The 13,583-nt window shown below is 71.2% G+C and carries 7 protein-coding genes; 4 read left to right on the top strand and 3 right to left on the bottom strand.

The genetic code is table 11. The features are described 5' to 3' along the window. Position 1: 1 nt before the first annotated feature. Positions 2–5,629 (top strand): hypothetical protein, encoded by a 5,628-nt coding sequence (locus Q0C41_RS04380; protein WP_291981268.1) that lies wholly within the window; start codon positions 2–4, stop codon positions 5,627–5,629. 69 nt (positions 5,630–5,698) lie between these two features. Here the strand turns inward: Q0C41_RS04380 and Q0C41_RS04375 are convergent, their stop codons facing one another. Next, positions 5,699–6,226 carry a hypothetical protein gene (locus Q0C41_RS04375; protein ID WP_291981267.1) on the bottom strand — a complete coding sequence of 176 codons (528 nt, stop codon included), beginning with the start codon at positions 6,224–6,226 and terminating at the stop codon, positions 5,699–5,701. A 185-nt stretch (positions 6,227–6,411) separates the two neighbouring features. Here Q0C41_RS04375 and Q0C41_RS04370 point away from each other — a divergent pair, with 185 nt between their 5' ends. The 3 genes from Q0C41_RS04370 to Q0C41_RS04360 all read left to right on the top strand — a co-directional run bounded on the left by Q0C41_RS04370 (position 6,412) and on the right by Q0C41_RS04360 (position 9,979). After that, positions 6,412–7,152 (top strand): CsbD family protein, encoded by a 741-nt coding sequence (locus Q0C41_RS04370; RefSeq protein WP_291981266.1) that lies wholly within the window; start codon positions 6,412–6,414, stop codon positions 7,150–7,152. Between the two features lie 165 nt (positions 7,153–7,317). After that, complete coding sequence (locus tag Q0C41_RS04365; RefSeq protein WP_291981265.1) at positions 7,318–8,979, top strand: hypothetical protein; 1,662 nt, start codon at positions 7,318–7,320, stop codon at positions 8,977–8,979. Between the two features lie 37 nt (positions 8,980–9,016). Then, positions 9,017–9,979, top strand: a complete 963-nt coding sequence (locus Q0C41_RS04360) for a hypothetical protein (RefSeq protein ID WP_291981264.1) — start codon at positions 9,017–9,019, stop codon at positions 9,977–9,979. Here Q0C41_RS04360 and Q0C41_RS04355 read toward each other — a convergent pair. After that, positions 9,931–11,100: a PepSY domain-containing protein gene (locus Q0C41_RS04355; protein ID WP_291981263.1), complete on the bottom strand. Its 1,170-nt coding sequence runs from the start codon at positions 11,098–11,100 to the stop codon at positions 9,931–9,933. The genes Q0C41_RS04360 and Q0C41_RS04355 overlap by 49 nt on opposite strands. Beyond that, positions 11,100–13,538, bottom strand: a complete 2,439-nt coding sequence (locus Q0C41_RS04350) for a TonB-dependent receptor (protein ID WP_291981262.1) — start codon at positions 13,536–13,538, stop codon at positions 11,100–11,102. The genes Q0C41_RS04355 and Q0C41_RS04350 overlap by 1 nt, the downstream gene beginning before the upstream one ends. Positions 13,539–13,583: the final 45 nt, after the last annotated feature.

The raw sequence follows: 13,583 nt of genomic DNA, 5'->3' as shown, positions 1-13,583 counted from the left end.
GATGCCGGATGGAACGCTCAGGCTCCACGAGATCACCCTGCTGCAGGTGCCGGCGGCTGCCGGGCAAGCGGCGCGCCTCGCGCTCGAGATCTCCGGGGATCGCCATGGCGTGAGTCTGCTGGTCGGTGTCGGCAGCGCGCCCGACCTGGATCACCTGCTCGGTGATGATCCCCTCGATCAGTCGCTCCGGCAGGCAGCGCTCGGCGCCTCTGGCGGGGTCTGGTTCGGCACGGGCCTCGACGCGACGATGACCGGCGGTCTCCCGGATCGCCCCGTCTGGTTCGCGGTGGTGCGCGGCGATCGGATCGACGTGCTCGGCATCCAGCCCGTCGCGCCGTCCCTTGGCGTGGCTGGCGTGCTCGATGTCGAGGGGCGCTGCGTGCTGCGCACGCGCATCTCGACCAGGTCCGGGTCCGTCATCCGGGCCGAATGCACCCTGGCCGGTCGCCTGCGCTTCAGCGCCGACCTCGGCCCGCTCCGGATCACGAACGCCTCGGCTGGCTTCGAGCTCACGGCGGCGACGGCGTCGCTCGACCGGGCCTGGACGGGCACCCTCGCGTGCACCGTCGATACGCAGGGCGCACTGAACGTCTTCGGCGTGAACGTGCAGGCGCAGCAGGCCATCGAACTCACTGCCCGCTGCCACGCCGCACCCGGCGCCACGGCCTTCGTCATCGACGCGCTCGAGTACCGGCACACGCTATCGGACATCCGCTTCGCCAGCGGCGCAGTGCAGGTCGAAGCGCTGTCGCTCGCCGCGCGCCTCGGCGCCTGGGATGCCGGCGGCTTCGCGTCGTTCGAGGCCTCTGGCGCCGGCCTGGTCACGCTGCCCGCGGCCTTTGGCCCCGCGATCTCCGGCTCGCCCTCGCGACTCGAGGCGTCACTCCAGGTCCGGTGTCGACGCCAGGGACGTGGCTACAGCACCAGCCTCGAGGGGCAGGTGCAGGGCCTGCGCCTGCCGGCCGTGATCAATCCGCTCGGTCTCTCGGCCGCAACGATGCGGTTGCGCATCGATGGGGCAGACGTCCGTCTGGATGCCTCGATGCGCCAGTCGTGGCGGCAGGTCGCGGTCCGCCTCCGCACTGCGGGCATCGTCCAGTTGCCGGAGGCCACCGGGCTGCCCGACCTCGAGTGTGGCTTCCGTATCGAGCGGGCCGGATCGTCGGTGCGCGTCGCGCTCACGCTCGACGTCCTGGCGACCGGCCAGTTGTGGGTGCTGCCCTGGGCCATCGCCGACTGGCGCATCCGTCTGGTGGCCAGGCTCGCATCCAACGCGTGGTCGTGGGGCGCCGAGGGGACGGGACTGGTCTCGTCGCTGGCCCCGGTGGCGGCGATCCTGCCGCTGTCGCGAACACCGTGCACGTTCTCGCTGGCAGCCGTGGCGGGTGCGCCGCCGGTGCTGCGCCTCGCCGTCGCCGGCAACCTGCCGGCGATCGGCCTGCCGCCGTTCCGGCCCGGTGGCGCGTCGATGCCCCTGCTCCAGCCGCTCTCGATCGCGATGTCGCTGTCGACGAGTCTGACGGTGAGCGTGCAGGTGCGCCTGCTGGCCACACTTGCCGGCATCTCGGGCGCCGCGGCGCTTCCGCCGGACTGGGACCAGTTCCTCTGGCCGCTGGTCAGTGCGGTAGGCACTGCGACGGGGACCCTCACGATCTCGCTGCCCGCCACCGGGACTGGCGACGCCCGTCTGGCGGTCACCTTCGATGCGCCGTCCAGCGCCGCCGCATTCGACCCGTTGCGAGCGCTCGCGCGCTTGCTGCCGTCGCCGCCGTCGTCTGCGGCGGCCTCGCATCCGTCGCCGCCGCTGCTGACCATCACCCCGCGCCAGATCGCGTTGGTCGCCGACCTGCCCGCCACGGGCGAGCCGGTAATCGAGCTGCGCGCGTCGGCGGAGGCGGCGATCCTCGGCGAGACCTTCGACGCGCAGGTGACCTTCGCGGTCCGTCAGGACGCGCCGGAGGTGTCGATTCGTGCCGCGCAGCACGACCCCATCCTGATCCGCATCCCGACGCCTGGCAACGGCGCGCTGCTCGCCACGCTCCAGGTCGACTTCGACCGTGTCCTCGCCATGTATGCGATCTCCGCGGGGCCACGCCGCGCGCAGATGACCACCGTGCGGCAGCAGCTCGCGGCGCTCTTCGGTGATGCGACGCACGACACGCTCATGGCGTTCGAGATCGTCGATCTGGCGATCGCCTTCCGCGCCACCGCGGCCGATCCGATCGCCATCAGCGGCGGCATCAGGCTGGTCCAGTACCCGCCCGTGCTCGATGGACTGCTCGGCGGCCCATCGCCGACGCTGACGCTGGGCACGTCAGGTACCAGCGTCTTCGTCGAGATGGCGTCCGCGGGGGCGCAGACCGAGCCGTTGGCGTCGATCCCCGTCGGCGGGCGCGGCCACGTCAAGGTCTTCCTGCACAACCTGCGCATCGGCTATCGGTGGGATCCCTCGGCGGTGGAGTTCGCGCTGGCCTCCACGATCGACGCGCCTGACCTGCCGTTTGCCGGGGGAGTCGGGTTGCTCCTGCCGCGGCGGTCGACCATCGATGTCGCCATCGCGGCGCCCGCGCCGCCCCCCGTGCCGATTCCGCAGTGGCGCGCCGACTTCATCGGTCAGGACCGCCAGCCGTCCAATCGTGGCATCCAGCTCGTGTTCGGCCAGAGCGAGCAGAACCGTGCGCTGACCCTGTACCTGCGCGAGACGGTGTTCAGCCCGACGTTCTACTTCCTCATGCCGGGCTGCAGGATCGACGGTGGCGCCTATCTCGGCGCTCGCCCCCAGGACCGTGGCCCGAGCACCTTCCACTGCGAGTTCCGGCTCGGCGGGGCGCAGTGGATCACGATGAGTCCGGTGATGGGACTGCTGCTGAACCCACTCGCCGCCTTGCCGCCGTTCCTGACCGCGAACCCGCCGTTCTGGGTCATCCCCGGTCTCCTGATGGGCGACGTCTTCACCGACGCGAGCGGTGCGACCGGCTTCGAGTTCAGCGCCAACCTGCCGCTGCTGGCCGGCATCGACGTGGTCTTCAAGCGACCGCTGCCGTCGATCACCCTGCAGATGCTGCTGGAGATCGCCGCCCTGGCCGCGCAGGAGTTCTCGGTGGAGCTCCCGGCGACCTCCTCGTTGAAGGCGCTGTTCTACGCCGAGCTGACGGGCTCGATCAGGCTGCATGCGCTCGCCGGGCTCTTCGGCACGACGCAAGGGGCGCTCACGGCCAGCGCCAGGTTCAACATCGTCGACCTGATCAACGGGATGCTGCGGCTGATCCAGTCGGGTCGCGAGGCCGTCGAAGCCGGAGCGCAGGCGGCGCAGAAGGCCGTCGACCTGGCGGCGAGGTCGCTCGAAGATCCCGGGCTCATCGTGCGCATGGTGCCGCGCCAGCACCGGGGCCTGGCGGCAGACACCGTGCTGACCGTACCTGGCTTCCGCTTCGCCTGCCACCTGTCGGCCTGCCTGCTGCTGCCCGATGAGCTCGAAGCCGAGTTGATTGCCTACCACGAGAACCGCCGAAAGAAGGGCAAGGGCCTCGGCGCGCTGCGCGAAGCCCCGGCCGGGCCGGGCGTTCCACCCGCCGCGTTCGACTGGGACCTGCATGACCGCGTCGGTCGGAAGACGCTGGCCAACGGGACGACGTGGACTGGCGACAAGCTCATTGCGCGCCTCGGCCGTCAGGCAGGGGCCCGCCTGACGGCGTCGCTGGCCACGCCGGTCGAGACGATGAAGGAGCAGTTGGCGGTGAAGGCGTCGAGCGCGATCGTGTCGGCGCTGCTCGCGGCCCGGACCCCGAGCGGGCGCCTCGCCGTGCTGCGGCAGTGGGATCTCGAATCCATGCGCTCCACCGTCGAACGCATCGTCGCGGCGCCGCGGCGTCCCGCCGACGAGCTGACGTCGCTGTTCCGGCAGGCGGTACGCACGACAGCCACCCTGGGTCTCGAGGTCCGCGCGACATCGCCGGGCACCTCCACGCAGGTGGCCGAGCGCCTGGTGGCCGCGGCCTTCGAGGTGGCGCCCAACGGCACGATCTCGGTGCGCGGCGGTCGGCGGCAGGCGATCCGGCAGGTGGGGCGCACGCGGCTGCTGGGGGCGCGCCTCGAGCGCTCCGTCGACAAGGCGATCGCCGAACGCCTGCCGGTCGGGCCCCTGAACCAGCGCGAACTGGCCGTCTGGCGTCGCGACACCACGCGCTTCCTTGGGTCGGAGGTCGACGCCGCGTCCATCCTCGGCTCGCGTGACAACGTCCCGGTCGACCGCGCGGGCCGTGTCATCGGGGACCTGGCGTCGGCGGGGTTCGATCTCGACTCGCTGTCCGGTGCGGACCTGCGGCAGTTCGAGGAGCGTCTCGTCGTGTTTCGCGGGCGGGACATCAACGAGGGCCTGGGCCGGTTCCTCGACCTGCGCGGCCTCACCCCGGGCGTCCCAGCGGCCGAGGGCCGGGTCGAGGAGCGCCAGGGCTTCGTCATCCGTGCGCGTGCCGACGTCCGGCAGCATGCGCCCGACTTCGCGGTGACGGCTCCCGCCCGCAATGCCCGCTTTCAGGTGCGACGGCAGGGAGGCCTGCACCTGGTGGTGGTCCCCGGGCAGCCGCCGGTGGTCATCCCCGCGGCACTCGTCGCGACGCTGCCGCCCACGCCGGATCGCGCGCGACGCCTGAGGCAGTTGCTGGTGATCGAGGAGCAGCGGTCGACCCGGGCGCTGACGAGGGCAGAGCGCGACGCCCTCGAGTCGGATCCGTACATCGAGATTCGCGGTCTCTACCAGTCCACGCTGTTCGCCCGTCCGGAGTATCAGATCAAGGCGACCGGCGGCGTACGCGGATCGACCAGTCTTGCCGATCTCCTGCGTCGCCCCGACGGCACCTACGATGTGCCCACCTCACCCTGCGTGATCGCCGGAGCCAGGGTGGCACTGCGCATCGGCGAGCTGGCCTTCGATGCGCAGTTCTGTGGCTACGCCAGTCCAGGGCAGGCCGCGCCCCAGCGTGCTCCGATGATGCTGCTCTTCGCCCACACCGAGCAGACCATCCCCTTCGGCCCGTTCGCCGTTCGGCTCAAGGGCGACTTCCACCTTCTCGCCGGGCGCGACTCGTTCGCCGTCGGGGGCGACACCCTTGCGCAGGGCATCGGCTTCAGGGGATCCGCCACGCTCCTGCACGACTCACGCACGGTGCTCACCGGCGCCGCGACCACCAGGGCGGCAGTCAAGTCGGGCGAACGACTGCACCTGACGCTCGTCGTGACGGTTCGTCTCGACATCGCTTTCGACGACATCGCCATCGCCGGCGTCGACCTGGCCAAGGGCTGGATCACCCAGGACCTCGCACTGGAGATCGTTCTCGGGGCGCACCTCTCGATGTCCGTCTCGGCGGGGATCGACTTCCGCTACCAGACGACGCAGGTGACATGGCGCGACGAGGACCACTGGGTCTGCGGCTCGATCGGTCCGCTGCGCCACTGCCAGAAGATCACCGTGCCTGAACCGAACCTCGAGTGGGGACCCGTGCGGAGGGCGGACGCGACCCTCCACCTCGCGGTCGATTCATCGGCGCGGACGTTCCGGCTGGCCGTCTCGGTGCCGAGCCTCGGCCTGACCGACCTGGCGATTCCCGATTTCTTCACGGCGATCGCCTGACGGTCGCGCCGCCACAGCGTTCCGGACCACGCGACGCTCGCACCGAGTCACGACGCCGTCCGGGCTCACCTACTCGGCATCCGCCGCGGAGGGCAGCATGACGCATCGCCGCAGCGTGGCGAGTTGCTCATCTCGCGTGGGTTCGCTGGTGTTGCCGCCGAGCGGCAGCACACGACCGTCGCGCAGGGTGACCCGAATCGTGTGGTACGTGCGCCCTCGTCCGTCGGCACCGCCATCGGAGTGCCGGCCCGGCGAGAACGGACCGACGTCCGCGTACGGCACGGAGGAGAGCACCCGGCCGTGGCCGTCCTCGAAGCGCAGCGTGCGCGAGACGTTGTCGAAGTGCAGCACCGCCGGGGGCTGCGGGCGTCGCGCCGCCACGACGGTCACGCTGGCGAAGACCGCCGCCAGCGCGAACAGGACGTAGGCGTAGACGCGATCCGACGACTCGCCGCTCAGCAGCGTCTGCACGGCGAACACGATCATCAGGCCCGCCGGGACCAGCCATCCGTAGACCATGAACAGCCGTTCGCCATGGTCGATGGTGAAGTGAACGCCGGAGGCGTCGGCGCGGTCCAGTTGATACTCGGCAGCCATGGACGACGATTCTACTGATTTGCGGGGATGCAGATGCCCGCGGTGCCTACACTGCGCCCCTCCCCGGACTCTCTTTTGTCGAACCGCTTTGCGGTCTCGCCCGGTGGCAACATCCTTGCGGTACCTCTCGCGATTGGGCGGTCGGACGAACGCCGACCGTCGTCGATTTCTTCGAGGGAGACCGCATGACCAACGACACGACACATCGCGACGGTTCACTGACGGAAGAGGTATCGGCCTTCGGCCAACGCGTTACGGGCGCGACCAAGGATGCCGCAGGCTCGGTCACGGGCAATACGCGTCTCGAGCGTGAGGGCGAGCTCGAGAGTGCCCAGGGACGGGATCGGCAGGCGAGCAACGACGCCGTCGACAGCAGGACGCCGGCCGTGAGCGCCGATGCCTCGGGGGGCCGACTGGTCACTGGTCTCTATCGCACGCCTGACGAGGCCAGCCGTGCGTATGCCGACCTGACGAGCAGGCACGGCTATGCCTCCGACGACATCGACGTGCTGATGTCGGACGAGACGCGCACGAAGCAGTTCGCCGGCGCCGAGGCGGGCAAGGAGTTCGAGAGTGGCACGAAGGCCGCCGAAGGCGCCGGGATCGGCGGTGCGACGGGCCTGGGCGTCGGTGCGGCCGTCGGTGCGCTGGTTGCCGCGGCGTCGGCCGTCGCCATCCCGGGACTGGGGCTGGTCGTGGCCGGCCCCATCGCCGGTGCGCTCGCGGGTGCAGGTGCGGGCGGTGCGGCGGGCTCCCTGCTCGGGGCGCTGATTGGGGCTGGCATTCCCGAGGAACGGGCCAAGGTCTACGACCAGGGCATTCGCGACGGCGGTATCGTCCTGGGCACGCGCGCCCGCGACGAGGCCCACGCCGAAGCGCTCGAGCGCGATTTCACCACGTACGGCGGCCGCGACATTCTGCGGTGAGCCCTGGCGGTCCCCACCCTCGTCGGGCCGGGACCGCCCCCAACTCCACGCCCACTCTCGCACTACCCGCCACCGCCGACTCAGGTGTGTGCGTCGACGCACCGTGGGACGTTTGCAGGAGGGGACACCGCCCTGTTGCCAACGAGGTGTCTGGAGGGTCTGGACATGCACCAGCGTCACGCGTCGTCTCGCATCCTGTCCCTGGTGGTGGTGATCCTGTGGGGTGGTGTCGGGTCCGTCGTGGCCCAGGACGCCGCCCACGAACACGGCGGACGACCTCGACGGCTGGGTCGCGTGCATTTCCCCACGTCATGCGCCGCCTCGACGCAGGCCGCCTTCGATGATGGCGTCGCGCTGCTGCACTCCTTCTGGTTCTCGGCGGCCATCGCCGCCTTCGAGGGCGTGCTCGCTCGCGACCCGCAGTGCGTGATGGCGCACTGGGGCATCGCGATGAGCTGGTGGGGCAACCCGTTCGCGGCATCGCGCTCTTCTCAGGCGCTCGAGGCCGGGCGCGCCGCGCTCGCCGCCGCGTCCGAGTCGTCGCCGGCACCGCCGGCCGGGCGATCCGCGCCGACCGATCGCGAGAGGGCCTACCTGGCCGCTGTCGGCCGGCTCTTCGATCCGGCGCCGATGGCGCCGCACGCGCGGCTCGTGTCGTACGCGCAGGCCATGGCCGCGCTGTCCGACGCCTTCCCGGACGACGTGGAGGCTCGCGTGTTTCACGCGTTGGCACTGGCGCAGAGCGCCCCGCCCACGGACAAGACGTACGCGAACCAGCTCAAGGCCGGCGCCATCCTCGAAGCGGAGTTCGCACGCCAGCCGGAGCATCCGGGCCTGGCGCACTACATCATCCACAGCTTCGATGTGCCCGCGCTCGCGCCTCGCGCGCTCGCCGCGGCGCGACGATACGCGTCGATCGCCCCGGATGCGCCTCACGCGCTGCACATGCCCTCGCACACGTTCACCCGCGTCGGAGCGTGGCAGGAGTCCATCGATACCAACCGCGCCTCGGCGGCCGCGGCGCGCAAGGATGGCGCAACGGCCGAGGAACTGCACGCGCTCGACTATCAGGCCTACGCGTACCTGCAGCTGGCGCAGGATGCCGCTGCCAGACAGACCGTGGACGCCGTCCCGGCCCTGGTGCTGAAGATCGACACCAGGGGGGCCGGCAACGCCGCGCCGCCCGCCGCGGGCTTCTATGCCGCGGCGGCCATTCCCGCGCGTTACGCGCTGGAGCGAGACGCCTGGACCGAGGCCGCAGCGCTGCCCATCACGAAGAGCCCGACCCCGTGGGCAGATGCAGTGACGCACTTTGCCCGCGCCATCGGCGCCGCCAGGAGCGGCCAGGCCGCAGCCGCGCGCGAGGACCTGGCGCGCCTGGACGCCATCGCGCACACGCTGCATGCGTCAGGCGATGCCTACTGGTCGGAACAGGTCGCCATCCAGCAGCTGGCGGCGCGTGCGTGGGTGCTGTTGGCCGACGGAGCGGCGGACCAGGCGGTGCTCGCGCTGCGTGAGGCCGCGGATCGCGAGGATGCCACCGAGAAGGCCGCGGTCACGCCCGGGCCACTCTCGCCCGCGCGCGAGCAACTCGGCGACATGCTGCTCGGCCTGCAGCGCCCTGTTGACGCGCTGGCCGCCTACGAGGCCACGCTGGTCAAGGAGCCGGGGCGGTACCGTGCCCGCCACGGTGCGGCACGGGCGGCGATGGCGGCGGGACGGCGCGCGGAGGCCAGAACTCACTACGCGGCCCTGGTAGCCCTTGCGGGCTCGGCGACGTCTCGACCGGAACTGGTCGACGCGCGGCGCCTGGGGACGACGCCGTGACCTGACCGGGCACGGTGTCGGCGATACAATCCGCCGCATGCCCTGGCCACCCCCCGGACTCGCGCCGTTCGCCACGCTGCTGGCCCTCGTCGCTGCCGCGGCGCCGATGCCTCGGGATGTGGGCGTGCCGCGCGCGGCAGGCGCCCAGGACGACCGCCCGCTTCTGCCATATCTCGGCCAGACCCTGCCTGGCGACACGCCCGTCGTGTTCGCGCCAGGGCAGGTCTCGACCGAGGCGCGCGAGCTCGGGATCGTCTTCGGCCCCGGCGGGGACGAGCTCTACTACACCCGTGTGGTGGAGAAGGTACCGATGCTGTTTCGGCGTGGTCTCGTGGGGGACGCGTGGACGGCCGAGGAGCGGCTCAGACTCATCGCGGGACAGCCCGACGCGGATCACTCCGACCCGGCCATCTCGCGCGACGGCCAGCGGCTCTACTTCGTCAGCGCGGCGCGCACCGAGACGTTCGCGGCGGGCGGCAACATCTGGGTGAGTCGCCGTGAGGGAAGCGCATGGGCCCCTGCGGTGCTGCTGCCGGCGCCGGTGAACTCCGACGGCGGCGAACTGTATCCCATCGTCGTGGCCGACGGCAGTCTCTACTTCGCGTCCAACCGCGCCGGGGGCTTCGGCGACCAGGACATCTACCGGGCGCAGTACCGGGACGGCGCGTTCGTCGATGCGGTCAATCTGGGCCGCTCCGTCAATACGACCCTGACCGATGTCGACCCGTACGTCTCGCCCGACGAACGCCTGCTGATCGTGGCGGCGCGACGCGACGGCAATCGTGGCGCGCTCGATCTGTACGTGGCGCACCGTGACGCCGCCGGCGCCTGGGAGCCACTCGCCCCGATGGACGACGTCGTCAACACCGAGCTGACCGACTACTGCCCGATGCTGTCGCCCGACGGCGCCTACTTCTTCTTCTCGCGGCGGACCGCGCAGGGCGGCGACATCTACTGGGTGCGCGCGAGCGCCATCGACCGCTTGCGCGCGCGGCCCTGACCGTCCACGTCTGCCGACGTGCCTCGACGCCGGACGCGCCGCTGCACCCACGTGACGAGTCCGGAGCCGCTGAGCACAGCGAGTCCGAGCCCCGCCAGGATCGCCAGCGCCACGAGCAGCCAGGAGGGCCCGCTGCCGATGCGTGCGGCATGGATCGGGTAGAGCGCGTGGCCCAGTCGCGTGCCGGCGCCTTCTCGACGCGCGTCCATCGTCTGCAGGACGTCCCCCGTGTGCGGGTGCAGCACCACAATCGATCGGCCATTCGGGTGCCACTCGCCGGGCAGGCGCACGCGAGCCACCATCGCCGTGCCGCTGACCCGTGGTGGCGTGATGAAGACGAGTTGCGCCTCGCCATCACGCCGAGACGTGTCGAGTGCGGCCATGGCCTCGTCGAAGCGCGCGAGCGCCACCGCCCAGGGGACGTGTCCGCGCCCATCGCTGGCCACCTGAGCCCGCACGACCGTCGGGGGCGCGGCGTCGAGCAGGCGACTCAGTGCCGGCATGACCGACGCCGAGAACGCCATCCCCGCTCCGGTGAGCAGGAACACGAGCAGCGGTCCTGCCGTGACGACGCCGACGGCGGCATGCGACCGCAGCAGCGCACCCGGCGCCCAGGACCGCGGCCACACCGCACGAAGCGGCATCGACGCGCGTCGCGGCCACCAGATCAGCGCGCCGCCGACGACGAGGAACGTGGTCGTCAGCAGCGCGATCGCGCCGTTGATCAGCTCGCCCCGTTCGCCAGCCATCAGATGGACGTGCAGATCGAACAGCAGCGCCGGCAGCCGGTCGGTGGGATGCCAGCGGTCCAGCAGCGTACCGGCGCGGGCGTCCACGAAAGCCTCGCTGCCATCGGCAAGCCACACCTGGAAGACGTGCATGCCAGGCTGCGGCACCTTGATCGTGCGTACCTCGTCGCCGAACCGTCTCGTGATGGCCTCGAGCACCGCAGGCCAGCCGGCGCGGTCCTGCGCCGCGATCGGCTGGCCGAACGACGGGTGCTGCCAGCGGTAGTACGGTCCCCTCGCCAGCAGCAGCACGCCGCTGAGCGCGACGACGAGCAACACGAGCGCAAGGGCGAGGCCCACCCAGCGGTGCAGGGCGGTCAGTACTGCGCGCATCAGAACCGCCGCTGCAACGAGACGCTCAGCGTGCGTCCGGGGCCGGCGAAGAAGGTGTCGTTGGCCTGCAGCGGATCGACCTGCGAGAAGTACGTCACGTACTGGCGGTCGAGCAGGTTCTCGATGCCGAGCCGCACGACGCCGAGCCGCGTGGTGATGCCGACGAGCGCGTCGGCCGTCGTGTAGCCGCCGAAGCGGGCGCGCGAGGCGGTCAGGCCGCTGAAGGTCCGTTCGCCCAGCGTGGACACCTGCAGCCGCGCGGAGACGTGGCGTGACAGCCTGGCGGTGCCGAAGAGATTGAGCCGGTTCGGCCCGATGTTCAGGCCGTCGAGGTCGGTGTCGTCGCGGCCATCCAGATCCGAGTCGAAGCGGCCGCGCTGCCAGGCAAAGGTGCCTCCGAGCGTGATGCGCTCGTGCAGGGTCGCCTCCATCGTGGCATCCACGCCAGACGTCGTCGTCGGCTGGCGTCGCACGTTGAACACCTGCTCGGGTGTTGCCACCAGGATGGCGCCGAGGTCGGAGTGCGACTGGTAGTAGGCGAGATGAGCGCGGACGCGGCCGCTCTGGTAGTCGACGCCGACTTCGCGGTTGTCCACCACGATGGGCTGCAGGTCGAGCAGCGAGTCGATGTCGCGCCCGGGGAGGCGGACGTCGCGGAGCACGCGCCCCGCATCAGGCATCGTGAAGCCCTGGGACAGCGACGTGTACGTGGACCACCCGGCACCGAGCGTGAGGACGGCGCCGACGTTGGGCAGCACGTTGGTGAAACTCGGGGCCCCGCCACGCACGAGCACCGCGTTGTTGGACGGCAGGGTCGTGTAGTCGTCCACCACGAGTCGCGCGTACTCGAAGCGGGCCCCGCCGGTCAGCAGGAGCCGCGGGCCGATGGCACGCTGGGCCTGCACGAAGGGCGAGACCTCGTTGAGACGCGCTTCCGGCACCCAGGCGCGGTTGGTCCGCGCGAGGATCTGCGAGGTGGCGTCCTGCGTCACGTCGAGGCCCGTCGTGGTGCGGATGCCGAAGAGCCGCGCACCCGGGACCGTCCACGTCAGCTTCAGCCCCAGCTTGTCGGACTCGATGGCGCTCTGGTCGAGGAAGGCCGGGCCGCCCGTGGTGAGGGCGAACGTCGTGAAGGCGCCGCCTTCGAACAGGAACGAGGACTGCTGCCAGTACGCCTGTGCCACGGCCTCGCCGCCGGCCAGCTGCGTGTGGCGGTACTCCAGCGTGGCCATCGTCGTGTGGTTGCGGGCGGGATCGCCCACGAGCGGACGCGGATCGCCCGGCGCCGAGGTCCCGAGTCGGCCCGTGCTGCGCTGGCCGATCACGGGCAGGAAGTCGCCATCGCGCTCGAGCCGGAAGTCGTTGACGAGGAACTCGATCCGCTGCTGCCGACCCAGGTCGACGCCGACCTTGCCGTACACGCTGCGCGACGTGGAGTCCATGATGTCGCCCTGCGTCGGGTACAGCCCGACCGGCGTGCCACTCGCATCGTGGAACATGCCCCGCTTGTTGAACGCGATGCCTCCGACGACGTCGATCGTGCCGACGCGCTTGCCGAGCAGCCAGGACAGCTTGCTGCCCGACGTGTCGCCATCGAAGCTGTCGTGCATGCTCGTGCCCAGACGGACTTCGTTGAGCAGGGACCCATCGGCATTGGGGCCGCGGGTCACCATGTTCACCGTGCCGCCGGTGGCGCCGATGCCCTGCAACGCGTTCGAGCCGTGGACGACCTCGACGCGTTCGAGGAAGTCGATGTCGATCGAGTGGCCATCGCGCGAGCCGTCGCGCAGGGGCGTGGCCTGCGACACGCCGTTGACGGTGTAGAGCGGTTCGCGTCCCCGGAGCGACTCCGATCGCCCGGTCATCTTCTTGAGGCTGGGCGAGAAGCCGGGCACGGTCTGCTCGAGGAGGCTGGCCAGATCGTCGCTGGCGGCGATGCGGTCCTCGATGCGGGCGCGGTCGACGATCGTGACGGTGTGGGGCAGCGACGAGGTCGGCGTGGCCACGCGCATGGCCGTCACCACGACGTCGTCTCGCACGCCGGCGGGCTGCAGGGTGAACACGAGGGTGGCCGCCTCGGCCGAGGGCAGGTCCACGCTGCGCGCATCGTCGGTGAAGCCGGGCGCCGAGGCGACGACGACGACCGTGCCTGGAGGCTGGTCGGCGAAGAGGAAGCGTCCCGCGCCGTCGGTGCGCAGACGAGCGCGACGGCCGTCGCGCTCGACCTCCACGGTGGCCGCGGCGATGACCGCCCCCGTGGGGTCGACCACGCGTCCGGCGAGGACCGGCCGGCTGTCGGCTGGCGTCGTGGCTGCCGCCGGTGGCTGGGGCTGGGCGTACGCCGGGGACCCGGCGAGGGCCAGCAGGACGAGACAGGGGCACATCGGGGCGGCCAGGCGAGTGGCCAGGCGAGCGGCACATCGAGACGGGGGCAGCACTGGGCGACGTCCTCGGGAGCGGGGGAGGGTGTTGAGTCGGCCAGA

Origin of the sequence: Luteitalea sp., from assembly GCF_022842525.1 — a bacterium.
Taxonomy (GTDB): Bacteria; Acidobacteriota; Vicinamibacteria; order Vicinamibacterales; family Vicinamibacteraceae; genus Luteitalea.
Note: the sequence above shows the minus strand (reverse complement) of the source record. Positions and strands in the feature narration are given on the sequence as shown.